The following is a 23987-nucleotide window of genomic DNA, read 5'->3' on the forward strand; positions in this document are numbered from 1 at the left end:
CTTTCTGTACAGGCATTTACAGACTACTGAGAACACAGAAAAACGCCATCTCAACAAACCAGATGACGTTTCAATAATCAATTTTTAACCTTTACGATCTTTACGTGCTTTACGAGCGGCTGCCCGTTGTTCAATACGACGATCCATCCGCGCCTTATCCGAAATCTTGGTCCGAATCCGGCGTTTGTAACCAGGCTTGACCTTCTTCTTCGCGTTCTTCACATAGCTAATCAATGACGGATCAAGCTTGTCATGCCGCGCGCCCCGCTTTTCACGACGATTACGGTCATAAGAATCCACGATTTCACCATCACGAATGGCTTTAGGCTTGAACTTGATACCCATCGCTTCAACTGCACTGACTTTATCTTCTTCACCTGGACTGTAAAGCGTGATTGCCGTCCCTGGCATCCCGTTACGACCCGTCCGGCCAACCCGGTGAATGAAGAATTCCAAATCATTTGGAATATCATCGTTGATCACGTGTGAGACCCCTTGGATATCAATCCCTCGCGAAGCCAAATCAGTGGCGACCACGAATTGATACTTCAAGTTTTGGACATCACGCATCACACGCTTACGTTCCCGTGGCTTAATATCCCCATGAATCATCGCGACAGTTAAGCCTTGGCCTTTAAGATAATGCGTAATTTCTTGAACCCGTTCCTTAGTATTCGCAAAAATCAACACTAAGTAGGGTTCCCCAATCGTCAGCAGGCGATAGATAATACTATTCTTGTCGTGACTCTTCGTAGAAATCAACCAATTATCAATCGTTGGACTAATCACAGATTCAACTGGAATTTCTTCCATCACAGGGTTATTCATATACTTCTTCAAGAATGGGGTTAATTTCTGTGGCATCGTAGCCGAGAAGACGAGCATTTGTAAATCGGCTGGCATCCGCCCAGCAATCTGATCAACCACGTTCAAGAACCCTAGATCAAGCGTCATATCAGCTTCATCAACGACTAATTGTTGCGCTGTATGCACGTTCAACGCTTGTGACCGCATCAAATCCAAGATACGTCCTGGCGTCCCAATCACGAGTTGGGGTTGGTGACGATTTAATTTGTCGATCTGATCTTGCTTGTCCGTCCCACCGACATATATACCGATGTGAAGAGCCTTAGGACTGTGCTGGATCAATTGTTTAGCCGCTTCTTGAATCTGATAAGCGAGTTCACGGCTAGGCGTCGTAATAACCGCCTGTACCCGACGTTCATCTGGATTCAATTTATTGATCATTGGCAACAAGAAGGTGTGGGTCTTCCCACTCCCAGTTGCAGATTGACCAATCACACTGCGACCAGCAGCGATCACGGGAATTAATTTTTCTTGCACCGCCGTGGGCTTTTTGAAATTAATCTCCTGTAATGCCTGCATCAAAAACGGCTGCAGTTTAAAATCATTGAAACTTGCGGTCATAGTTAAACCTCTTTCTTATATTGACGAGCTACTTGGTCGAGTTCGCGCACGACTTGCTCAATTTCTTGTTGGTCGGCCGCCTTTGCGCCACTGGCCATCGGATGTCCGCCACCATCATGCAATTTAGCTAATTCATTGATGGCTGGGCCCTTGGAACGTAACCGAATCCGGTAGTTGCCTTCTTTTTGTTGCACGAAGATTGCCCAAGCTTGCACGGTGTCGATACGACCAGGTAACGGCACAACGCCCGCGGTACTGGCATCCCCAATTTCAAACGAATCCATAATGTCGTTCGTTAAAATTACGTATGCCGCACCAGAATCCATTTGAGTCAGATGTTCATAAACATAGGCTGACAAACGTGCCACTGGCAACGTGATCGTGTCCTCAATTCGATTGACTTGAGTCGCATCCGCGCCGGCTTCCATCAAGGCAGCGGCTGCCCGCATCGTGCTGGGCTTCGTTGCTGAATACAAGAAACGACCGGTATCACCGACAATTCCCGCATATAACAAACGTGCAGCATTAGCCGTTAGCTTCAATTCAGCGGCGTTGACGGCATAGAACTCATAGATGAGTTCACTCGTACTGGACGCGTCAACGTCCACCCACTGTGGTTCGCCAAAGGCATCATCATTGGGATGGTGATCAATCTTCACGAGCGTTTTGCCTGTATTGTAGAATTCACCATCAATACGAGGTTGGTTCGCGGTATCGAGCACTAAGACAAGCGCATCATGATAGTCTTCTTCGGTGATTTCATCCATTTTGCCGAGCCAGTCGAAGCCATGATACTGCTTGCCAGGGGTCAAAACTTTTTTGGCGGGAAAACTAGTCTTAATGATGTCAGCCAGACCGAGTTGACTGCCGATTGCATCGGGATCAGGGCGTTGGTGACGTTGAATAATAATTGTTTTTGCTTGTTTAATTAAATTTAAAATTTCTGTTTGGACGGTCATAAGTGATCCTTCCTCTTCCTGATTTGCTGGTGGCCTAAAAGTGGCACAGTACTTTAGTATACCGAACAATTGCCCTCACGCCAAATGAATTAAGTCCGTTCATTGGGATAAAGTGGCAAACTAAGGTTTTCAAAGGCTAATGGCGCAAGTCCCGTCATCGTAATGCCAAGTAATCGAATGCCAGAATCAAAATGATTATCCACCACATCTTCGAAAATCTCTTCAGCGTATTGATAGAACGTTTCGGGATCATTTGGCAAAAATTCCGCAAAGGTTTGCCGTTTGGTAATCGTCACAAAATCGCCATAACGTAGCTTTAATACCAGTGTTTTGCCGTGTCGTTGGTGTGATTTCATCGTTTCACTGACCATCTGCGCCAATTGTTTCAGATGCGCTGAAACTTCGTCATTCGACTGTAAAAATGGCCCAAAGGTGCGTTCCTTGCCGATCGACTTCCGCTCACGCAAGTATTCGACCGGGCGATTGTCACTGCCACGAACGCGCCGATATAAAATGTAGCCAAGTTTGCCAAAATGCTGAATCAGATCCATTTCAGTTTGCTTGAAGAGGTCATAACCGTTCTGAATGCCCAGATCATGCATCTTAGGCACCGTCTTCTTGCCAACGCCACGAAACTTTTCAATTGGTTCGCGTAACAAAAAAGCTTCAGCATCTTGTGGCAACACAATGGTAACGCCCGCTGGCTTGCGATAATCTGACGCGAGTTTTGCAATAAATTTATTATAAGAAATACCGGTGGAACAAGTTAAATGTGTCTTCGCCCAAATTTCGCGTTGCAGCCGATGTGCCAGTTCGACCGCACTATGGAGCTGTGGCTTATTTTCCGTCACATCCAAATACGCTTCATCAAATGCAATCGGTTCAATCTTTTCAGTATATTCATGAAAAATCTCATGGATCTGGTCTGAAACTTGACGGTATAACGGGAAGTTCGGCGTCTTAAAGACCGCTTTAGGACAAAGTTCCAAAGCCTTCGCTGCGGGCATCGCAGAATGAACCCCATATTGGCGCGCCACATAATTCGCCGTGGTCACCACCCCACGGCCACCAGTTTGGCGAGGATCATGGGCAATCACCAGCGGTTGCGTTTTATACGCCGGGTGCTCGCGTTCTTCAATCGACGCATAAAAAGCATCCATGTCGACATGAATGATTTTGCGACTCGTATCAATTCTTATTGGCGCTTCCACAATCGACTGGGCCATCAAATCCCCTCCCTAGTTGATTACATTATACACGAACGGATGTTTGTTCGGCAATTAGGAAGGATTGGCAACGACACACTTTCAGAAGACGCGTCCGTCACTACAAGCTCAAGACGAAACAGGACGTCAGTGCCACACCTTTTCAAACGTTTCGTTATGTAATACAATCAACCTGTCATACTGTCTACTAGTTTAGTGGAATAGACTGTCTTTCATCATTACGATCATCGATGTCTTTAGCACTCACCAGCCAGTGATTCGTTGCCACACAAAAAACACCCAAGTCGTTTAAATTGGGTGTTTCTGTTCACTTGTCGCTCTGGACTGCGCTAAACAGTCGTCCAAGACCAATTAGATTTTAAGATTACTCACAATTTGATCATCACCACGATCTAACGTCAGAGTGGCTCATTAATAACCTATTTAATATGAGCCCTACAATACCTGAGCCTGATTTTTGAAACAATCATGAATTTGGTATAATTAATTTGAATTGCAAAAAATCGTTAACCCTGAGAACCGACTGGTGGGGACCGGTGCTCTCGGCTAATAATACTCAAAGGGAAGTTCGTTCACATGCTTAAAACAATGCAGCATAATCTCCATCAAAGTTACCTATACACTGCTTTTGCCTATTTCGGGATTGCTGGCTTGTGGGTGATGTTCCTACAAGAACGCGGCCTATCACTCGTTCAGATTGGCTTATGCGAAAGTATCTATCATTTGACCAGTCTGCTATTTCAAGTTCCCGCTGGCGCACTGGCAGATCGTTTTAGTTACCGCACCATGTTAATTGCCAGCCGAATCGCGGCAGTCGGACATGCCTCAATTATGCTACTAGCCCCAGTGCACAGTTTTTGGTGGTTTGCGAGTGCCTTCATCTTACTCGGTTGGGCCTCTAGCTTACAATCTGGCACATTGGAAACCTTGCTCTTCGAGACCTTAGTTGATGGTCAACAAAGCAAACACTATCCGCAAGTTATCAGCGTCATGAACACGATCTTAAAAGTCGCTGGGATGACCGGTCTAATTCTCGCTGGCTGGTTAATTCATGACTTTACCTTGGTTACCTACCAACTTTATTTGGTCGCCGCAATTGGGGCGCTGATTGCCGCCATCACGCTACATGAACCTTCCCGGCATACGCCCAATGGACAACCGCTCACTTTGCGCCAAATTGCTCGGGCGGCAATAACTGGTTTACATAAATTACCCCAATTAGCCTATTTAATGATTTTTAACACGATTTTTTCAGTGATTGGTGCAGCTTACTATAATTATTTTCAAGCGGTACTCGCCGCACACGGCTTTAAAGGTGGCCTGTTATCAGGCATTTTAGTCGTGGTAACCGTTTTAAACGTCATCAGTGTCCAATTGACACCCTATTTACAACGGTACTGGTCGCCAGTCAAGCTATTAACCGGCCTGGCCACTTTACTCATTTTCACCCTGCTACTCACTGGAACTAATCAGCTCCCAATCATGCTAGGTGGCTACTTTTTTGTCAATATGCTAATGGCTGGAATCGCCCCAATCATGACCAGTTATTACAATAATTTGATTGCCAGCGGTCAACGTGCTACTTTGCTTAGTGTCAGCAGCATGTTGTATAGTCTGACGACAAGTCTGGCTTTTCCATTGATTGGTTGGCTAATCGAACATCACAGTTTCGCAGTCAGCTTTACTTGGATTGGCAGCGGCTTAGCTGTGTTGGGACTACTCAGTCTCGGCTTACTCGTTAAAACGAACCATTCCTAATCATTGTATTTTTCCAATGTGGCTTTAAGCACTTTCTGAACTGAGGTGACTAATGACTGTGGCGTCAATACCTTTACCCGTGGTCCTTGGCCGACTAACCAAAGTAAAATACCTTGCTCAAAAGATTGTGCTTCAATAATCACACTGTGATCCGGCATCGTTTTAATCACACGAGATTGCGGTAACCGGTCTAGCGCCGTCTGTGGAAATGCCCAATAACGGAAAGTAAACGTCAACTCGTTACCCCCATGCAATAAATAAGTCTGATTATTAAACGCCGCCTCATTGATTTTTTGATCATACCGCAAACGAATTCGCTTATTGGTCACTGGTTTTATCGTCTGAAAACGATCCAACCGGTAAATTGCGTGCGGCCGGTTCTCATTAAACATCACGATATAAAAGTAAAAGTCAGCAAAATACAGACTTATCGGTACGCCAACTTCAGTATGGGCTTGACCGTCACTACTATGCACATAGTCAAAACTCAGCGTTGTCTTCTGCATAATCCAGATTGAAAATTGTTTAATTGATGGTAATAATTCCTGAGAACCTTGTCCGACCGGCTTATATTGCGCCAGCCCAACACTGGAGAGCTTCTTCACGGCCGTTCGTTCGGCCGGTGCTAACAGTCCCAACAAGGCCCGACGTAGCGTCAGTAATTCGGCTTGACTAAAGGCTCGCGTTCCCATCAGTACTTTTAATAGGCTCAAGACCTGCTCTGCTTGCAGCTGATTAGTTGCAAGCAAGGCATACACATTTGACCTCGATTGGTGGACAAATTGATAATCTAGATTGCTTTCAGCTAACAAATCACGCAAACTGGCCATATCCCGTTGGACCGTCCTCTTCGTGACGTGATATTTTTCAACAAATTGTTCGGTCGTCATCGGTTTGCCGGCTAATAAATCAATAAATAACGCGTAGTGCTAGTCTTGTAACATTTGTCGGATAGTTCATTGATTAAATCAAATTATATGCAAAAAGCCCGCATTTGCGGTAGCTTCTAAGGTGACTAAACCCAGAAAGAAGAACCGTAAATGCAAGGCCTCCTTAAAGCTATCCCAAAATTCAATTTAATTCAAGCAACCGTCCAAGAATTCATCAAAATAATTACACCAATTTACCAACTATTGCCAAAAAGATTTCGTTTTCGTCAAAATTATCGTCAACTAAAAGTTAATGACGTCACGATTATCGCTTGTATGCTTGCGCGAATAGCGTTACGTGACCCTTCAGAAACCCACTTCCATCAAACTTTGGCGGCTTCCGGAGTGGTTGTTCCAGAACGAAGTCGTTACAATCGTCGGTGTCGCGACCTTCTTCAAATAATGAAGTTGATCCGTCAGTATCTATTGAAGCGATATCGGCATGGCAGCACTTATGAAATCATTGATAGTGCCCCAATCACTTTGGTCTCAGCAAGACGAAGTAATCAAGCAAAAGTCTTACGAGGTGTAGCTCATAAAGGCTATAACGCAACCAAGCAACTATATTATTATGGCTTCAAGCTACATGCGGTGATGGATAATGACGGTTATTTTGTGAACTGGGAACTGACACCAGCAAACGTTGATGATAGAAAACCAGTTGAAGAGCTTTTACGAGAAGCACCGGCTCATCAAGTCTTAGCAGACGGCGGATACTTGAGCCGGAAGCTTCAAGAACGATTAAAATCACAAGGAATCAACTTCTGGTTTCCACTGCGAAAGAACATGAGGAAAACAGATCATATAAATTCCTCATTTCTAAAAAATCAACGACGATATATTGAAACAGGTTTTAATAATTTGAATATCGTTGGCCATTTTGAACATCCTGGAACCCGAACGCTAATCGGCCTAGGTAGCCGATTAGCGGCACTATTTTTATGGAACATTATCAAGGTTCATAGCAATCTAGCTCAAGGTAAAAGCGGACTTAGCATAAATTAGTGCTTCACTAGAAATATTACGGAACTAGCACTACGCGTTAAATACATTAATAACTCGTTCAGTGTTATTCATTTTAAATTCCTCATTTGACTTAATTTTTGCCATGGCATTTTTTTATGTATCGACCAACTTTCTTGACGAAAGCTGGCCGTAAATCAGTTAATTATTTTCTTGGTTGATTGACTGAGTCCCGGTTGCATCAATGCGTAGTCCTGCAAATAGTGTCGTGACTAGATCACCAAAGGATAAATCATAATATTGCACGCCTTCGGTACTGTGATCGTACAACCCATAGACGGTTTCAAATAGGTGATCACTTAGATCTTGATCGAAGCGTCCCGGCTCTTGAGTCAGCGTGCAATCATCAAGAGCGCCATTAACCAGACTAAATTCGTCAGCAATACTGGTGTCTTCCAAGAGTCGACTACAACGCGTGATCACTAACCCATTTTTCTGGGCGAGCTTAAGTAACGCATCTGATAACTTTTTTCCTGCCTTCTGAACGTCGGCGGATTGTTCGTGAGTAAGATAGTACATGGTTATTGTCAGGGAAACATCCGCAATTTCATCACTCCAAGCCACTTTTTTCTCGGCATCATAGAAGCGGTATTTGGCCACATAATGATCTTCATCATTAATAATAGGGGCATTTTCTAGGAACTTCATATCACTGATACTAGTCACTTCTCGCAATTCAGACGTCTGATGTTCTTCAAACAATAAGCTTGCAAGCGCCAATCGATCGGCACCAATACCTCGTGGAATTAAGAGTAAGGCCACAATATCTTCTGGACGAATCCCCAGAATCAAGCAACACAAGACTGCACCCAGCTTTTCCAAACCAAAACCACTAATAATCATTTGATTGTCTTCATCAAAGATCGCATAACTAACTGTTGCGGCTTGTTCGACCACTTCAGCCGGCTTAAGCTGAGTCATGACCAAGTCATGTTCCAGGTTAACCATTACCGGTCCGTCTGCCATCACAGCTTGGACCAGTTGTGCATAATCAGTATCAGCTAACACGGCCTGCATTAACAAGCGATCATCAACGACTTTCCAAGCCGTCTCACGTTTTTGATTTGACCCAATCACTCTGAAGCCGAGCTTATTGGCTTGATGAATCAAGTCCATGACCACGGACAAGTTTGGGACATCCAGGTCTAGCGGCGTCAGTTTCTGCCCCGACAAAAGTTTCGGTATCAAATGTTCAAAATCGTACTTATCACGTCCTTGCATGTACAACACACCATGCTCATCATACAAGTCATAACGACCGCGTTTTTCGATTAGACGATGTTTTTCAGGCGCAACTAGATTCGACATCGAATCAGCGTCAATCCGATTTGCTTCACTATAAAAATAGGAATAATAATTAACACCTAAGTTATTTTGTTCTAGATATTGATTGAACGCTTCACTTGTCACTGTCATTATTTAGCCTCCATTAGCTGAACCACTCATCGTAAGCTTACCAACAAATTCCCACGTCTTGCTTAATTGACTATACTAAAATTTTATCAGAGTATCACGACACAACATGTCGTTATAGTGACTTTTTAAAAATTTTTTGATAAAAAAAAGCTCAACCATTTTCAGGTTGAACTCGATTAACCATTATAAAGTTATCGTTCGGCTTACTTAGCTTCGCTATCAGCATCACTGGCGGCTGAATCATCAGCAGTCGTTGCGGCACTATCAACGTTACTAGTTGCGGCTGAGTCGATATGGTTTTCGTTCGTATCGGCTGAGTCATCGGCAGCTTGATCAGTATCATCTGATTTAGCAGCTGTGGCTTTAGCGGCATCCGCGTTTGGTGCAATTTTAGCAATGGCACTTAAATCGAATACTAAGAAAATGCCGTCACAGTCTAACGTTACGGTTTTTTCAGCTTCGTTAACTTCGTCGACAACGCCGTGTAACCGACCAATCGTAGCAACTTTATCGCCGCGTTTGATCTTGCTAAGCATTTGTTGATGTTGTTGTTGTTGTTTTCTCTGTGGACGGATCATGAAGAAGTACAAGAATGCGAACATGACCACAATGAACAGAACTGATGTTAGTTGACCCATATAAGTATCGCTCCTAATCTATGTTTGACTATCTTTAACTTTAACAAATTACGCTATAAATTACTAGTATCCCTAGAAGTTTTTAGCGTTTTTCTTGTTAAAACCGTACATTTCAAAAAAGTGTTCGCGGAATTCTAGCAAATTATCATCCATAATAGTCTGACGAACCTGTTGCATCAAGTGTAAGAGGAAGTACAGATTATGATAACTCGTTAACCGTAATCCGAACGTTTCGTCAGCTTTAATTAAATGCCGAATGTACGCCCGACTGAAATTACGGCAAGTGTAGCAATCACAATTATCATCTAGTGGCGTAAAGTCATGGGCATATTTGGCGTTTTTGACGACTAGTCGGCCATGTGACGTCATGCAAGTCCCATTACGCGCAATTCGGGTTGGTAAGACACAGTCAAACATGTCCACACCACGAATCGCCCCGTCAATTAACGCATCCGCCGAACCCACACCCATTAAATAGCGTGGCTTGTTTTCTGGCAATAGCGGCGTCGTGAAGTCGAGCACATGGTTCATTTCAGCCTTTGATTCACCAACCGACAGCCCACCAATCGAGTAACCAGGAAAGTCCAAGCTAACCAGATCTTTAGCACTCTGTTCGCGTAAGTCCTTAAAACCGGCCCCTTGAACGATCCCAAATAAGCCTTGATAATCTGGATGTTGGTGTGCCTTTAAACCGCGTTCCGCCCAACGACTCGTCCGGGCAACTGAATTGCGCACGTACTCGTAACTTTCAAAGAATGGTGGACATTCGTCTAAGCTCATCATAATATCTGGCCCTAAGTCATTTTCAACTTGGATCGCCTTTTCTGGTGAGAGGAAGCGTTTGGCACCACTCAGATGATCCTTAAAATGGACCCCTTCTTCGGTAATATCACGGTTCTTGGCTAATGAAAAAACTTGGAAACCGCCAGAATCGGTCAAGATGCCCTTTTTCCAGTTCATGAATTGGTGTAATCCGCCAGCTTCTTTCACGATCTGTTCACCTGGACGTAACCATAAGTGATAGGTGTTCGATAAAATCACGCCCGCACCCATCGCGTCTAATTCTTCCGGTGCCAAGGACTTCACGCTTGCTTGCGTTCCCACAGGCATGAACATTGGCGTCGGAAAGGTGCCGTGTGGTGTGATCAATTCACCCAAACGTGCCCCAGTATGTTTTTCTTTTTTAATCAATCGGTATTTAATTGCCGGTTCCATCACTAATTTGCCTCCGTTAATTGCATTCTAAACTTTCAATATCATAGCACGATTCAAGGCCATGAGCCAGCGCAGTCGGGACTGGCATTGCCTACTGACACACGCTCGACCAGCTCTCTTAGGCCAAAAAGAGACCGGAACCAACTAAGTTCCAGTCTCAGTCTGATTTTCCTAATGAATGTACATTGCATCGCCAAAACTAAAGAAGCGATACTTTTCATCAATCGCATGTTGGTAAGCATTTAAGATCATATCACGACCAGTAAACGCCGCCACTAACATGACTAAGGTTGATTTTGGTAAATGGAAATTCGTAATAAATGCATCAACGACTTTCCACTGATAACCTGGTTTAATGAAGATATCGGTCCAACCAGAATCTGGCTTAATTTCACCATTAAACTTCGTCCCAACAGTTTCAAGCGTCCGAATCGAAGTCGTCCCGGTGGCAATAATCCGACCGCCATTCGCCCGGACTTCATTTAAAGTCTTGGCGGCAGCTTCATCTAGACGATAGAATTCACTGTGCATCTTGTGATCTTCAATATTATCTTCTTCAACGGGTCGGAACGTCCCTAACCCAACGTGCAACGTTAAATAAACTAACTTAACGCCCTTGTCCTGAACCTTTTGTAACAAGTCTTTGGTCCAATGTAGCCCAGCCGTTGGGGCCGCCGCGGAACCGTTTTCTTTAGCATAAACGGTTTGATAACGATCAGGATCGTCCAACTTTTCCTTAATATAAGGTGGTAAGGGCGTCTCCCCTAAGCTTTCAAGGACTTCCATGAAAATGCCGTCATAATGGAATTCAATGAGTCGAATGCCATCTTCTTTTTCAGCAGTGACGGTCGCAGTTAACTTGCCATCCCCAAAGGAAATGACTGTCCCGACATGTGCCCGCTTCGCAGGCTTCATCAAAGTTTCCCATTCATCGCCTTCAGTATTGTGTAACAACAATACTTCGGCATGGCCACCAGTTTCAGGCTTAACGCCGTACAACCGGGCTGGCATGACCCGTGAATTATTCATGACAACGGCATCACCAGGATTTAATTGATCGATAATATCGTAAAAATGCTTATCCTGCATCTCACCAGTCTGGCGATCTAATTCTAACAATCGAGATGAATCCCGTTGTTTAATTGGTGTTTGGGCAATTAATTCGTGTGGTAAATCATAATCAAAATCTTCAAGCGTTAAGCTCATTACTGTGACCTCTAATCTATTTATTCTCTGGGTATGGAAAACCCAAGTGTTGATAACCCTTTAATGTGACGACCCGACCGCGTTGTGTTCGTTTGAGGAACCCAATTTGTAGCAAATAAGGTTCCACGACCTCAGCGATCGTATCCGTTTCTTCACCGATGTTCGCCGCAATCGTGGCTAACCCCACCGGTCCACCATCATAATATTCTAACATCGTCCGCAACAGTTTGTTATCTGTTTCATTTAAACCGGCGTCATCGACCCGTAAATAAGTCAATGAACGACTCACGATGGCTTCATCAATGGCATCCTTATCGGCAACTTCCGCAAAGTCACGAATCCGTTTAAACAGCCGGTTCGCAATCCGTGGCGTGCCACGCGACCGACGCGCAATTTCATGCGCACCCGATGGCTTGATGCTGGTTCCAAAAATATCAGCGGTCCGTTTAACGATATCTTCCAAATCGGCCACTTGATAGTATTCCATGTGCTCAACGATCCCAAAACGGTCACGCAACGGTGCTGAGAGCATCCCAGCTCGCGTCGTTGCACCAATTAAGGTGAATGGTGGTAAAGGAAAATGAACCGGATGAGCGGTCGGACCTTGGCCAACCACGATATCGACAAAGAAATCTTCCATCGCTGAATATAACATTTCTTCCACGATTTTGGGTAAGCGATGAATTTCATCAATAAATAAGATATCACCAGGTTCCAATTCATTCAAGAGGGCCACCAGATCACCAGGCTTTTCAATGGCAGGCCCACTGGTCGTTCGAATATGCACTTGCATTTCGTTGGCAATCACCATGGCTAATGTGGTCTTCCCTAAGCCTGGGGGACCAAAAAGCAACACGTGATCTAAAGACTCTTCACGTTTACGAGCCGCCTCAATATAAACCCCAAGCTCATGCTTGACGCGCTCTTGACCAATGTATTGGGCCAGCGTTTGCGGACGAAGCGACTTCTCTAAAGACCCTTCGGCGGCATCCGTTTTGTCACCAGATAATAATTTGTCGTCGTCCAAGCGATCCCTCCTACTTCGTCAATAATCGTAGGCCTTCACTCAATAAGTCGTTCGTATCCACCGACTTAGTTTGGCTAAAGGCCTCTAGTTTCTTTGTAATCTTCTTGATCTCGCGAGCTGAGTAACCGAGTGCTTCTAACGCTGCCAAAGCATCTGATAACGCGCCATCGGCCGAGTCAGTTGGCATTTCTAGTGCCGTTTGTCCCGTCACCGCAACGTTAAGATCATTTAATTTATCTTTTAAGTCTAAAACAATTTGTTGTGCCGTTTTCTTGCCTACGCCTGGGAAACTTGTTAAGTACGTGGCATTGCCCTGATTAATGGCTTGGATTAAACCGGCATGGTCATTATTAGCGAGAATCGCTAGCGCAGATTTAGGACCAATCCCAGAGACGTTCAATAATTTTTCGAATAATGCTTTTTCATCCGCATCATAAAACCCAAACAGCGACATACCGTTGTCGCTGACGGCTTGATGGATATACATTTTGACGGCAGCGTCGCCGACTTGATAACGATAAGGGTTGGCCGTTAATACTTTATAGCCGATGCCCGCCACTTCGATTACCACGAAGCCGGGCGTCACATCGGTGATCTGGCCTAAGAAATATTCATACACGGTCAATTTTCTCCTTTAGTAAAACGTATGTTTGCTTGCTAAATTGTACCACATTCTCAGCCTCGCTTGATAGCTTTCGACTGATGATTTTACCGATTATCCCGACTTGCCCAAATGGCCCCGAACATGCTATGCTCAAACCCAATGGAGGAGATAATTTTGCAATTAAAACCTTTTATCGCCGTGCTGCCAAATACGGCCGGCCTAACGAAAATTAAAACTACCGATCAAAATTGGTCTGCTCAAGACGAACAGACGCAAGCCGATAGTAGCTACTATTGGTATGAACTGACACAAAATGGCGTTCATCAATGGCGTCTCATTGCCCGTTGGCCTGAAAATCAGACCGTCTCAACCATGGTGCCAGCCGACATCAACACGGTGCTTTACCCCAAGCAACCGGTCATTGAAATGCTAATTGATGACTGGGTGGGCCACTTTCCAAAAGCGCTGGAAGTCACCGACGACGCGGGGGTCACACATCGACTCTGGCAAATTACCGATACGACGGTCAATACCGATATTACCGAAGCCTTGGCACCCGTTCAACCTAATAAAACCTGGCTAACGACAACCAGTACCCCTTTAGTCATGTTAGTCGCTGATAGCGAATGGGCTAAATTCAAAACACCAGTCACCGTGCCGACTCATTTGATTAAATTAGCACTCAAGACACCTTAATCCTTACGGCTAAAACCGCCTGATCAGAACTCAACACACTGGGTTCTGATCAGGCGGTTTTAGCTTTAGCAAAATCATCTCGTCAATTCAGTACAACTGCTCACAGCAGCGCTTCTAAAAAAACGACATCTTTTTTTAAAATAATCGGTTTAATGACATATCATGTCGCAATCAAAGCTTATGATAACGGTATCAATTAGGTTAGTGTGTTGCCAATTGATAAAACTTATTGTAAAAAGGATGGTTACTTAATATGACAAACTTACCATTTACCACAGAAGATAGTTGGGCACTCTGGACAGTTCCCACAGATTCATTGACTGACAAATCTGACGAAGCTCGCCAAAAGCTGTTTGGCGAAGTCTATGTTCCAGAAAGCTTTCCAACGACACTACTTCCGGCCAATCTTGAAACGGCCCTCAAACAAGTCAAATACGTGTTGGTTGGGATGAATCCAGGTAACGCTGGAACTGAGCATCCTAATGGTGACTTTCTTAATTTCCATGGTCGTAAACAAAGCAGTGACTATCGCTTAGCCGCCGCAGTCTATGGGACCGCGGCTTGGGGTGCTTTCATGACCGACCTCGCCAGCATCAACGAAAGTGACAGCACACAGGTCACTTTCACCGAAAAAGACGTCACCAAGTTGGAAGCTCATCTGGACGAACTCGGTATTCCCGCGGACGCTACCCTAATTGCCATGGGTGCCAAAACCGCCCAACCATTAACGCAATACGCTCAGCGCGACGTCATCCAAATCCCACATTATTCCCGTGCAAACGGTCATTGGGATGCAGCTAAAGTCCATGCACAACTGTTAGGCTTAACTCAAAAATAAACCAATGAAATAGTGCCTAAAAAGAACCATCACAATTAGTCAGCTGACCATTGTGACGGTTCTTTTTGTCATTTGAGCCAGGTTCGACCCAGTCTGTTGTCCCATTCATCATTAAAATCACTTTTTAATGGGGCCGTCCCTGTTGACCAGTCCGACGTTAAATAGTGATTTTAATCAATAAGGTATTGGTAAACTAGTTCTGATGAAAGTCTGATTGATTTTAGAATCACTAATTAGCGCAGGGCGGGCTGGATGATGCTCAGTGGTGAATCTTCTCTTGGTTGATGAATTTCCGGCCTAGAGAAAGGCCGGCTTGTGAGACCGTACTTTGGCTCACAAACGTGGCCTCCACGTTCCAGCATCAGTCCAGACCAACCAGAGCGGCAAATCAAGCAAATACTTACAATTGTGATTAACCACACCACATTAGCTACTTGCGAGTCGCCTTAATCCATTTAAACCCAAACCAGCCAGCCAAGCCAAGAACAATGAGCCAACTAATGGCAGCCAACCATGTCCCTAGTTTCACACCGGGTGTGGTATAAGTTAACTTAATGGTATGCCGCCCAGCAGTCAAACGTGCCCCTACAAAGGCATCATTAACGATTTGAGTTTTAACCGTTTTACCGTCAACTTGTAGTTGCCAACCGGTTGAATAAGGAATACTAGTCGTCAACACACTAGCCTGATTGGTATTAGTTGTTCCCGTGATTTTGTTTGCGGTCACTTGACTATTTTTCAAGCCTTGTTCCTGCAACTTAGTCGTCTGCTTGGTATATGACCGACCAAATGGTACCGCCACTAATTTTGCAGACTTAAATCTCAAATTGCGAACTTGCGTGAAATTCAAAACGATCTTTTCGCGCGCATGTTTGCTATAGCCAAGATTAATGACTGCCGAAGTTCGACGCTCATAATCAGACATATTGGTCGTCCCAAGTTGGCTAAAGGTCGCTAAGTTGTCCATCGTTTGAGCAGTCAAACTATAGCCACTCGCACTCAGATTCCCCTTCAAGCCATCACGTAGACGATTCAATTGATCGACTTTAGTATTTGGTCGATCCGAGAAGACCGTCGTATTTGTGCCGACTTTCATCGCGTGCTTAATCGAAGAATTTTCATAAGTAATGCCATCCAAAACTAGGTACAGCTCAGTATGTCGATACTTTTTTGGATTCGTAATAGTGAGATTATAAGGTAACTGATGGCCCTGCACGTCACTGGTCATCTGTTTGAGCCCATCTTGATTAACTTCTGCGTCTTGATCAAATATCGCGACATTTGCCGCAATCAGATTCAACAAACGTTGCGAAGGCTTGGTCATGCCCGTTGCTGGCGTCAAACTCTCACGTTGTTCCGGCGTCAAAATGATAGTCTCTGCGGGTAACTTGCTTAAAAGATTGTTGGAACTCCCAGTCGCATGCTGATTACGATAAATAATCACTTTATCGGTCGAATCCAACATTGTCGTATCGTCGAGCTGTACCGTATAAGGCACATTCTCACTCTTAGCTTTTGGCGTAATCGACTTAACACCCTTAACTCGGCGACTCGTCATGGCTCCTTGCAAGAGGGCTTGCTCACGATCAGTCGCGGATAGTTGCTTAAACGCCTTTTTGGAGAATTGTTGCGTCTGCGTATAAACCAATGGCAGCGCTCGTTTGGATTCTAGTAACACCGTTCCGGTATGATTACTGAGCCCATAAATAAATTTATCCGCATAGATCTTAGGTTCCCCCTGCTTCGTTTTCACCACTTGATAGCCACTCGGTAACGCTTGGCCTTTGAGTTGGTCTTCACGGGCGAACAAGTAACGGACCCCCAAGAAATTGCTAAACGTGGTTCGCTGATCCAACGTGCCCAGTGGTGAGTTCATCGCGTATTCGGCATTTCCTAAATCTTGTGCTAACTTGCCGACATAACCACTTTGAACTGAAAAATACGAGCCAACCGTATGCGTGCCCAAGACTATGGGAACGTCACTCTCAGCCGAACGCATCGTGTAATAGCTGGGGCCTAATGCCGTCCGATAAAAACCAGACTTGGCAAGTCCAGTCTGGGCATCGTCCAAATAGCCCTTGACCCATTTCATGGCAGTCCCACGCCGGATTTGTTCCGTACTGTTAGAGTTAGTATTGATACTCATCCAGCCAAGACCATTATTAGCGAGGTTCAGTGTTACCAATCCTAATAATAGCCAACTAAATTGTCGTGGCGATAGCTTCAACGAACGTTGCGCTAACAACAAGCCAACGAGTGCCAACAAAATTAAATAAGTGGCAATATCATGTTTTCGAATATTTAAGTATAACCCGTTGATCACCCAAATCAGTCCGAGCAGGCCAATACTCATACCAGCTAACCATTTAAGGTCACCAGCAGTTAAATGGGCCATTTCATCCACAAAAATCATGGTGGCTAAGGCAAAGACTAAGGTCGCCATCATCAACCAACGATTCGAAGGCGTCGACAAAACGTTAAAAAATGCGGCAAATCCTGGGACTAAAATACCAATCATCATCGCAACTAAGACCCAGTTTAAGGTCCAATAACGTTTAAAATGTTTCAATGTAAATAACGCGCCTAAGAAACTGATACTACTTAGGCCAAGCGTGACCCAATATTGCACACTCCCACCGTTCGTTAATAAACGGTTTGGCAAGTTAACGTAATAATTAATTGGATATGTCCACAACCCGTTCGCGAAGTCAAAACTTGTCCGGGTCGCATGGAGCATCGCCAAAATCGTTGGCACCAAAATAACGCCAGACATGGCCACACCCAAGGTCACCGCAATCAACAATCGCCAAAACAGCGTCATGAAACGGCATTGCATCCGGTGTTCACGCGTCAATTGCCAGAAACGGACGAAAGCATAGATCAGACTCCCTAAAGCTAACAGGTAGGCAAAATAAAAGTTGCTGGTAATGACCATCGCCGTGATGAGCGTCACAGGCAGCCAATTTTTACCCTGCAGGACCCTTTCAATGGCCCAGCAGAGCAATGGAAACCAGATCATCGGTAAGATAAAGAAAGGATGGTGCATCCCAACGTAAAACGTATACGCCGTAAAAGTATACGTCAGCGTCCCAATCAGCCGGCTCAACCGACTGAAGTGGAACTGCTTACTAAAGCCCAGAAACGCCAGACCAGCACAATACAAGCGCAAAATAATCAGGGCTTGGTAAGTGAATTCCAAGTATGCGCGTGAGGTAAACGCCACCAAATAATTAAACGGATCCCCCACTACGTAGTACGCAAAAGTCGTTAACTGATCGGCCCCTAACCCCAAGTTCCAGGACCAACCAAACAGTTTCAACGGATTACTTTGCAGGATCTTCTGAAATTCCAATAAAATTGGAAAATGCTGCGCGATCCCGTCAACTTCCCAAATTAACGTCCGGCCTGCTAAGAACAGGCTGCTAAACGTCAAACCACAAATGAGCACAAACATCACCGTGTAACTCACCCATAGCGGTATTTTTCGTAATTTAATCAAGTTCTGGTCCCCTTCATCAAATCGCGGTCACCCACGATCCCCGTCTAATTTCAGTAAAATAATGGTTTAATTTTACCATGAAACTGCGTGTCATCGTATCAGTTGCGATGAAACTTAAAACTTTTGTACTAAAGATGCCCTTGAATTAGACGTCTATATAACCCAAAACAAGTGGTACATTGTCCGTCTCCGTTGACCAGCACGTTCGCCGTGGGGGCAGACCTGCAGCCAAAGTTCGGTCTGCAGGGCGCTTTCAAGCCGCAGCCCACGTCTTAAAAGTCGGCCAGACACTAACCTGGGGAAACCACCCAGCTAAATGTCTCGACACGGCGAACGAACTGGTCCACTCCGACGTCAAATAGTGGTTCAAGCAAAGGAATATTGATAACCCTAATACCAACAAAAAACTAGTAGCTGTTAGAATCACTAATTAGCGCAGGGCGGGCTGGATGATGCTCAGTGGTGAAATTTTTCAAGAGTGTGAGGACCAACAGATTGCTCCTGAGCATTGCCTAGTCATCACAATGACTCGGTGGTTTTCCGAGTGGTTGTGATGGCGTAGCAAGCGGAGGGCGCAGTTGGGTCGAACACGTTTCGACTGCTGGTGAACTTTCCAGCTTAGGAAAAGCCCGGCTTGTGAGACCGCCCTTTGGCTCACAAACGTGGCCACCACGTTCCAGCATCAAGCCAGACCAACCGGAGCGGCATGTTAAGCCTATCCTTAAATAATTTTGAATGGCCATCATGTCCAATCAACCATTTAAAAAAAGACCGATAAACACTTGGACTATTTCAAGTGTTACCGGTCTTTTGAGTCATTACCGTATTTCAAATCCAGCTCAATGATTAGTTTCTGAAATATGGTTATCTTGAATTCGCTTGAACATTTTTTCCATATCAGTGTTAGTGAAATGAACCGTTACTGGGCGACCGTGTGGGCAATTAAATGGATTCTCACAAGTTGGTAGCTTTTTTAATAACGCCCGTGCTTGCTGATCATCCAAATGATGATTAGCCTTGATGGCCCGTTTACACGACATCATAATGGCTGACTTTTCACGGAACTGAGCGACAGTCAACTTGCCATCTTGTAGCACCCAATCAATCATTTCACGCAAGGTGTCCTCTTCTTGTCCCGCTTTAAACCAAGTTGGATGCGAATGAACAATAAAACTATTGCCCCCAAATGCTTCCAGCTTGATCCCTAGTTCATCCAAGAGTGGCAATTGCTCTTTGATTTTCAACACATCACTGGTTGGATAATCTAAAATGATTGGGACTAACAAGTTCTGTTGGTCTGGGCTCACTTCACCAATTGCTTGCCGATAATATTCATAATTAATGCGCTCTTGTGCAGCATGTTGATCCAAAATATACATGCCGTCATCCGCTTCGGCTAACAAATACGTCCCGTGCATCTGACCAAGATAACGCAATTCTGGAAAACGCTCAGTGGTCGCTGGGGTCGCCGTCTCTTTAGTCGCGGGTTCAATCGCCACCGTTTTAGCTGGCTTAGTTGGGCCAAATGGTAAACCGACCTGTTCAGCTTGATAACGATCATCAAAGGCCGCTACCGCCGTATTATCGAGTTCACGTCGATCACTGATCATGATTGGCATCGTCGCAACTGATTCAGTTTCTGGCACAGCCGAAGTCAACGTCTCTGAACTCGCTGTCGTCGGCGTTTCCGCAGTCATTTCAACGGCAGATGGCGCTAATGATGGCACCGCTTGACTCATCGCTGGTTGCGACTTAACTTGATACTGTGAAGAAGCCGCATTCAAGTCGATAGCCAATTGGTCAGTATTCAAGCGTTCGCGCCGATGACTGCCCAAATTGGTCAGTGCCGACGGAATTAAATTAACATTGGCTAATCGCTCCGTGATCGTCGTGCTAATCAAGGCGGCCAACTCAGGTTCTTTGCTCAAACGCACTTCTTGTTTCGTTGGATGCACATTCACATCAACTAACAAGGGGTCCATTTTAAGCGCAATCACCGCAATTGGATACCGACCGACCATTAATTTAGACCCGTAGCCTTTGATCACAGCCTTCGTCAATTGTTGATTCTTAATCGCACGACCGTTAATCAAAACCGTAATATATTGGCGACTGGCACGCGTCAATTCTGGTAAGGCAACGTAACCAGATAACTCATAGTCAGCGGTGGCCCCTTTAATTGCCACCATTTTGCGCGCGTTTTGGACACCGTAGATCCCCGCAATAACTTGTTGTAGATCGCCCCGTCCGGCAGTCTTCAATAATTCTTTACTGTTATGAACTAACCGAAAAGCGACAGCAGGATAGCTCAATGCCAGCCGATTGACGATATCGACAATGTTAGCGAGTTCCGTTTGCGGTGACTTCAAATATTTTAATCGTGCCGGTGTATTGAAAAAAAGATCCGTCACTGTAATATCTGTGCCTTGTCGCAACGGTGCGGGGGCTTGTTTGAGCAACTTTCCCCCACGATAGTGAATACTTGTTCCAGTCTTCCCGGTACTCGTCGCCAAGACCACATCCGCGACTGACGCGATGCTAGGTAAAGCTTCGCCACGAAAACCGAGCGAATGCACGCGGAATAAATCTTCACGCGACGTGATTTTACTGGTGGCATGCCGTTTAAATGCCGTGAGGACATCTTCGTCAGCAATTCCTTCACCATCATCGATCACCCGAATCGACTGAACACCAGATTCTAAAACCAACACATCTATTTGGGTTGCCTGCGCATCAAGCGCATTTTCAACCAGTTCTTTAACCACCGATGCTGGTCGTTCCACAACTTCCCCAGCGGCGATTTGATCCGCTAAAACGGACGCTAATTCATGGATTTTTCCCATTGCCATCGGCTCCTTTACAATAATTACTGACCTAACTTTTGTTGCCACTTGTATAACTGGTTCATCACGTCCATCGGCGTCATCGCCATTAAGTTCAACGTTTTAAGTTGTTGTAACACTTTTTCACCTTTAGGGTCCGTCAGCGTCGGTTCGCTGAATAATGATAATTGCTCTTCCGGTGCTGGTTGTGCCGCGACGGTTGCCGGTGCTTCACTCACCACCGGTTCAGTCACCGCATCGACTACCGCTGTCACTGGACTCGCGTCAGCCGCTGGTGCTTGACCCGACGTACCGGTAACTGAGACCGTACTCGTTTGACTTTCCAGACTGGTCAAAATAGTGTTAGCACGTTTCAATAACGCCGTTGGCATACCCGCAAGCTTAGCTACATGCACCCCGTAGGATTTATCGGCGGCACCAGTTTCAACTTTGTGTAAGAAAACTAGCTCGCCATTTTGTTCGGTGGCCCCGACATGGACATTCCGTAACCCCGTCAATTCTTGATCTAAGGCAGTCAATTCATGATAATGCGTTGAAAATAACGTTTTAGCATGAATATTGTTATGCACAAATTCAATAATTGCTTGAGCTAGGGCCATCCCATCATAGGTAGCCGTCCCACGACCAATTTCATCAAATAAGATCAAACTATTCGCCGTGGCATGCTGCAACGCATTATTGGCCTCCTGCATTTCGACCATAAACGTACTTTGCCCAGAAATCAGGTCATCCGTAGCCCCAATCCGTGTAAAGATTTGATCAAAGATTGGCAGTTGTGCTTCTTTAGCGGGAACAAAACACCCCATCTGTGCCATGATTACAGTCAACGCTAATTGCCGCATGTAAGTACTTTTACCGGACATATTGGGTCCAGTAATCAGTAAGACTGTTTCCGCCGGCCTCATTTTAACGTCGTTAGGCACATAACTTTGATTACCCATGACCTTTTCAACGACAGGATGACGACCCTCCACAATGTTTAGATCATGCGACTTCGTCAAAGTTGGCCGCACAAACCGATAATCTTCGCTGACAACCGCAAAACTTTGCAAGACGTCAATTGCTGCCACCGCTTTAGCTAACGTTTGAAGCCGCTTGATTGCGCCTTTAACGGTCTCACGCACCTTAGTGAATAGTTGATACTCCAACTCAGTAGAATGGCTCTCAGCTTCTAAGATCAGGCTCTCGTGCTCTTTTAGCTCTGGTGTACTGAAACGCTCCGCATTCGTCAACGTTTGCTTACGTTCATAGCGATCCTCTGGCAATTGTGCCAAATTGGCCTTCGTCACTTCAATATAGTAGCCAAAAACACGATTAAAACCAATCTTCAAATTCCTGATTCCGGTAATTTCGCGTTCTTTGGCTTCCAGCGCCGCAATCCACTTTTTACCGTTGTTCATAGCATCTCGATATTGATCCAGCTGGTCATCGTAACCATCCTTGATCACACCACCATCCGTCACTGATAACGGCGCTTCTTCAACAATGGCTTGATCAATTAAATCCGCGACATCTTCAACCGGGTCTAAATGACTTACCTCATCGTTAAAGACTTTTTCATCCAGTTCAGACAAAATATAACTGATTTTAGGCACTTGTCGTAGCGACGTCTTTAACTGAATCAAGTCGCGGCCGTTGACACTACCAAAGGCGACACGGCCAGCTAGCCGTTCTAAATCGTAAACTTTAACGAGTTCTTCTTGTAAATTACTGCGTTCAAAATAATGATCTAACAATGCGGCAACTTTATTTTGGCGCGTTTCAATGTCCTTTTTGACGATCAAAGGTCGATCCAACCACTGTTTCAATAACCGGCCGCCCATCGCGGTCTTGGTTTCATCCAATAGCCACAATAAGGTGCCTTGCTTCTTGCCAGTTCGAATTGAACGCATTAATTCCAAATTATACTTAGAATTATGATCTAGCTTCAAAAAGTAGGATGGCTCATAAGCAATTGCTTTTTGTAAATGGGCCAAGCTACGTTTCTGCGTCACGTTGATATACATCAACAAATGCTCAACGACTTTAGTCTCTAACGCCACCGTTAAATCTTGCGTCAAATAACTCAATTCTGCTTGTGGTTCCACTTGGTTTTGTTCTGAAACTAAGATTCCCAAATTTTTGATTTGGTCGCGTAAATCTGATGAAACAGAGTCATCCACCACGATTTCTTTGGTCTGCAAACTGGTCAGTTCATTGATCAAGGTGTCATTGGTGGTGAGTAAACTGGTTTTGAGTTCCCCAGTTGAGAGGTCCGCATAAGCAAACCCAAACTGATCATCCTGTTGGATCAATGCGGTCAAATAATTATTGGATTTGGCTTGTTCTGCGCCCCGTTCAAGCGTCGTCCCCGGTGTCACTAATTGAATGACTTCCCGTTTGACCATGCCTTTCGCTAACTTAGGGTCTTCCATCTGCTCACAAATCGCAACTTTATACCCTTTATCAACTAAAATATCAATATAATTTTGCACGGCTCGATGAGGAACGCCACACATTGGAATCGGATTGGCGGCGGAATGATTCCGCGTCGTCAACGTTAATTCCAACAATTGCGCACCTTTAATCGCGTCGTCATAAAACATTTCATAAAAGTCACCCAGCCGATAGAATAAAAATGCGTCTGGATATTGATTTTTCACAGCAAAATATTGACGCATCATCGGCGTGTCGTTTGTTTTT

At 44.9% G+C, this 23987-nt stretch carries 17 protein-coding genes; 4 read left to right on the forward strand and 13 right to left on the reverse strand.

What is annotated here, in order from left to right; all coding sequences use genetic code 11:
- Window positions 1–84: 84 nt before the first annotated feature.
- From RA086_RS09025 to dinB, 3 genes are all read right to left on the reverse strand, one after another.
- Entirely contained in the window at window positions 85–1428 is a 1344-nt protein-coding gene (locus RA086_RS09025) for a DEAD/DEAH box helicase (RefSeq protein ID WP_308703471.1), read from the reverse strand.
- A gap of 2 nt (window positions 1429–1430) precedes the next feature.
- Window positions 1431–2387, reverse strand: coding sequence for a DHH family phosphoesterase (locus tag RA086_RS09030; RefSeq protein WP_308703472.1), 957 nt, complete (start codon window positions 2385–2387; stop codon window positions 1431–1433).
- A gap of 89 nt (window positions 2388–2476) precedes the next feature.
- On the reverse strand, window positions 2477–3613 hold the full coding sequence (gene dinB, locus RA086_RS09035; protein ID WP_308703473.1) for a DNA polymerase IV: 1137 nt from the start codon (window positions 3611–3613) through the stop codon (window positions 2477–2479).
- Window positions 3614–4189: 576 nt separating this feature from the next.
- On the opposite strand from dinB, the gene RA086_RS09040 reads away from it, so the two are divergent.
- On the forward strand, window positions 4190–5371 hold the full coding sequence (locus tag RA086_RS09040) for an MFS transporter (RefSeq protein ID WP_308703474.1): 1182 nt from the start codon (window positions 4190–4192) through the stop codon (window positions 5369–5371).
- Here RA086_RS09040 and RA086_RS09045 read toward each other — a convergent pair.
- Window positions 5368–6261, reverse strand: a complete 894-nt coding sequence (locus RA086_RS09045; protein ID WP_308703475.1) for a helix-turn-helix transcriptional regulator — start codon at window positions 6259–6261, stop codon at window positions 5368–5370. The genes RA086_RS09040 and RA086_RS09045 overlap by 4 nt on opposite strands.
- A gap of 150 nt (window positions 6262–6411) precedes the next feature.
- Between RA086_RS09045 and RA086_RS09050 the strand changes: the two genes are divergently transcribed.
- Window positions 6412–7305, forward strand: a complete 894-nt coding sequence (locus tag RA086_RS09050) for an IS982 family transposase (protein ID WP_308701964.1) — start codon at window positions 6412–6414, stop codon at window positions 7303–7305.
- A gap of 159 nt (window positions 7306–7464) precedes the next feature.
- Here RA086_RS09050 and RA086_RS09055 read toward each other — a convergent pair whose 3' ends face one another.
- From RA086_RS09055 to ruvA, 6 genes are all read right to left on the reverse strand, one after another.
- On the reverse strand, window positions 7465–8739 hold the full coding sequence (locus tag RA086_RS09055) for a hypothetical protein (protein WP_308703476.1): 1275 nt from the start codon (window positions 8737–8739) through the stop codon (window positions 7465–7467).
- 203 nt (window positions 8740–8942) lie between these two features.
- The gene (gene yajC, locus RA086_RS09060; protein WP_308703477.1) at window positions 8943–9377 is read right to left on the reverse strand and encodes a preprotein translocase subunit YajC; all 435 of its coding nucleotides are present in this window, start codon (window positions 9375–9377) and stop codon (window positions 8943–8945) included.
- A gap of 72 nt (window positions 9378–9449) precedes the next feature.
- Window positions 9450–10592, reverse strand: coding sequence for a tRNA guanosine(34) transglycosylase Tgt (gene tgt / locus RA086_RS09065; protein WP_308703478.1), 1143 nt, complete (start codon window positions 10590–10592; stop codon window positions 9450–9452).
- Between the two features lie 171 nt (window positions 10593–10763).
- Window positions 10764–11798 (reverse strand): tRNA preQ1(34) S-adenosylmethionine ribosyltransferase-isomerase QueA, encoded by a 1035-nt coding sequence (gene queA / locus RA086_RS09070; protein WP_308703479.1) that lies wholly within the window; start codon window positions 11796–11798, stop codon window positions 10764–10766.
- A 16-nt stretch (window positions 11799–11814) separates the two neighbouring features.
- The gene (gene ruvB / locus RA086_RS09075) at window positions 11815–12825 is read right to left on the reverse strand and encodes a Holliday junction branch migration DNA helicase RuvB (protein WP_308703480.1); all 1011 of its coding nucleotides are present in this window, start codon (window positions 12823–12825) and stop codon (window positions 11815–11817) included.
- Between the two features lie 10 nt (window positions 12826–12835).
- Entirely contained in the window at window positions 12836–13444 is a 609-nt protein-coding gene (ruvA, locus tag RA086_RS09080; protein ID WP_308703481.1) for a Holliday junction branch migration protein RuvA, read from the reverse strand.
- A 159-nt stretch (window positions 13445–13603) separates the two neighbouring features.
- Here ruvA and RA086_RS09085 point away from each other — a divergent pair, with 159 nt between their 5' ends.
- Together RA086_RS09085 and RA086_RS09090 are read left to right on the forward strand one after the other, a co-directional pair.
- Window positions 13604–14125: a DUF1015 family protein gene (locus RA086_RS09085; protein WP_308703482.1), complete on the forward strand. Its 522-nt coding sequence runs from the start codon at window positions 13604–13606 to the stop codon at window positions 14123–14125.
- Between the two features lie 253 nt (window positions 14126–14378).
- A complete protein-coding gene (locus RA086_RS09090; RefSeq protein ID WP_308703483.1) occupies window positions 14379–14963 on the forward strand; it encodes a hypothetical protein in 585 nt (194 codons plus the stop codon).
- A 430-nt stretch (window positions 14964–15393) separates the two neighbouring features.
- On the opposite strand, the gene RA086_RS09095 is transcribed toward RA086_RS09090, so the two are convergent.
- The 3 genes from RA086_RS09095 to mutS all read right to left on the reverse strand — a co-directional run bounded on the left by RA086_RS09095 (window position 15394) and on the right by mutS (window position 23968).
- Entirely contained in the window at window positions 15394–18462 is a 3069-nt protein-coding gene (locus RA086_RS09095; protein WP_308703484.1) for a YfhO family protein, read from the reverse strand.
- Window positions 18463–19301: 839 nt separating this feature from the next.
- The gene (gene mutL, locus RA086_RS09100) at window positions 19302–21305 is read right to left on the reverse strand and encodes a DNA mismatch repair endonuclease MutL (protein WP_308703485.1); all 2004 of its coding nucleotides are present in this window, start codon (window positions 21303–21305) and stop codon (window positions 19302–19304) included.
- 23 nt (window positions 21306–21328) lie between these two features.
- Window positions 21329–23968, reverse strand: a complete 2640-nt coding sequence (gene mutS / locus RA086_RS09105; RefSeq protein ID WP_407659091.1) for a DNA mismatch repair protein MutS — start codon at window positions 23966–23968, stop codon at window positions 21329–21331.
- Window positions 23969–23987 lie beyond the last annotated feature (19 nt).

It is taken from the genome of Lactiplantibacillus brownii (assembly GCF_031085375.1).
Lineage (GTDB): Bacteria > Bacillota > Bacilli > Lactobacillales > Lactobacillaceae > Lactiplantibacillus > Lactiplantibacillus brownii.

Coding starts and splice junctions, on each gene's coding strand:
- RA086_RS09055 (WP_308703476.1), bottom strand. CDS start 8,739: ATGACAGTGACAAGTGAAGCGTTCAATCAATATCTAGAACAAAATAAC.
- RA086_RS09090 (WP_308703483.1), top strand. CDS start 14,379: ATGACAAACTTACCATTTACCACAGAAGATAGTTGGGCACTCTGGACA.
- RA086_RS09025 (WP_308703471.1), bottom strand. CDS start 1,428: ATGACCGCAAGTTTCAATGATTTTAAACTGCAGCCGTTTTTGATGCAG.
- RA086_RS09050 (WP_308701964.1), top strand. CDS start 6,412: ATGCAAGGCCTCCTTAAAGCTATCCCAAAATTCAATTTAATTCAAGCA.
- tgt (WP_308703478.1), bottom strand. CDS start 10,592: ATGGAACCGGCAATTAAATACCGATTGATTAAAAAAGAAAAACATACT.
- queA (WP_308703479.1), bottom strand. CDS start 11,798: ATGAGCTTAACGCTTGAAGATTTTGATTATGATTTACCACACGAATTA.
- mutS (WP_407659091.1), bottom strand. CDS start 23,968: ATGATGCGTCAATATTTTGCTGTGAAAAATCAATATCCAGACGCATTT.
- RA086_RS09045 (WP_308703475.1), bottom strand. CDS start 6,261: ATGACGACCGAACAATTTGTTGAAAAATATCACGTCACGAAGAGGACG.
- mutL (WP_308703485.1), bottom strand. CDS start 21,305: ATGGGAAAAATCCATGAATTAGCGTCCGTTTTAGCGGATCAAATCGCC.
- yajC (WP_308703477.1), bottom strand. CDS start 9,377: ATGGGTCAACTAACATCAGTTCTGTTCATTGTGGTCATGTTCGCATTC.
- RA086_RS09040 (WP_308703474.1), top strand. CDS start 4,190: ATGCTTAAAACAATGCAGCATAATCTCCATCAAAGTTACCTATACACT.
- dinB (WP_308703473.1), bottom strand. CDS start 3,613: ATGGCCCAGTCGATTGTGGAAGCGCCAATAAGAATTGATACGAGTCGC.
- RA086_RS09030 (WP_308703472.1), bottom strand. CDS start 2,387: ATGACCGTCCAAACAGAAATTTTAAATTTAATTAAACAAGCAAAAACA.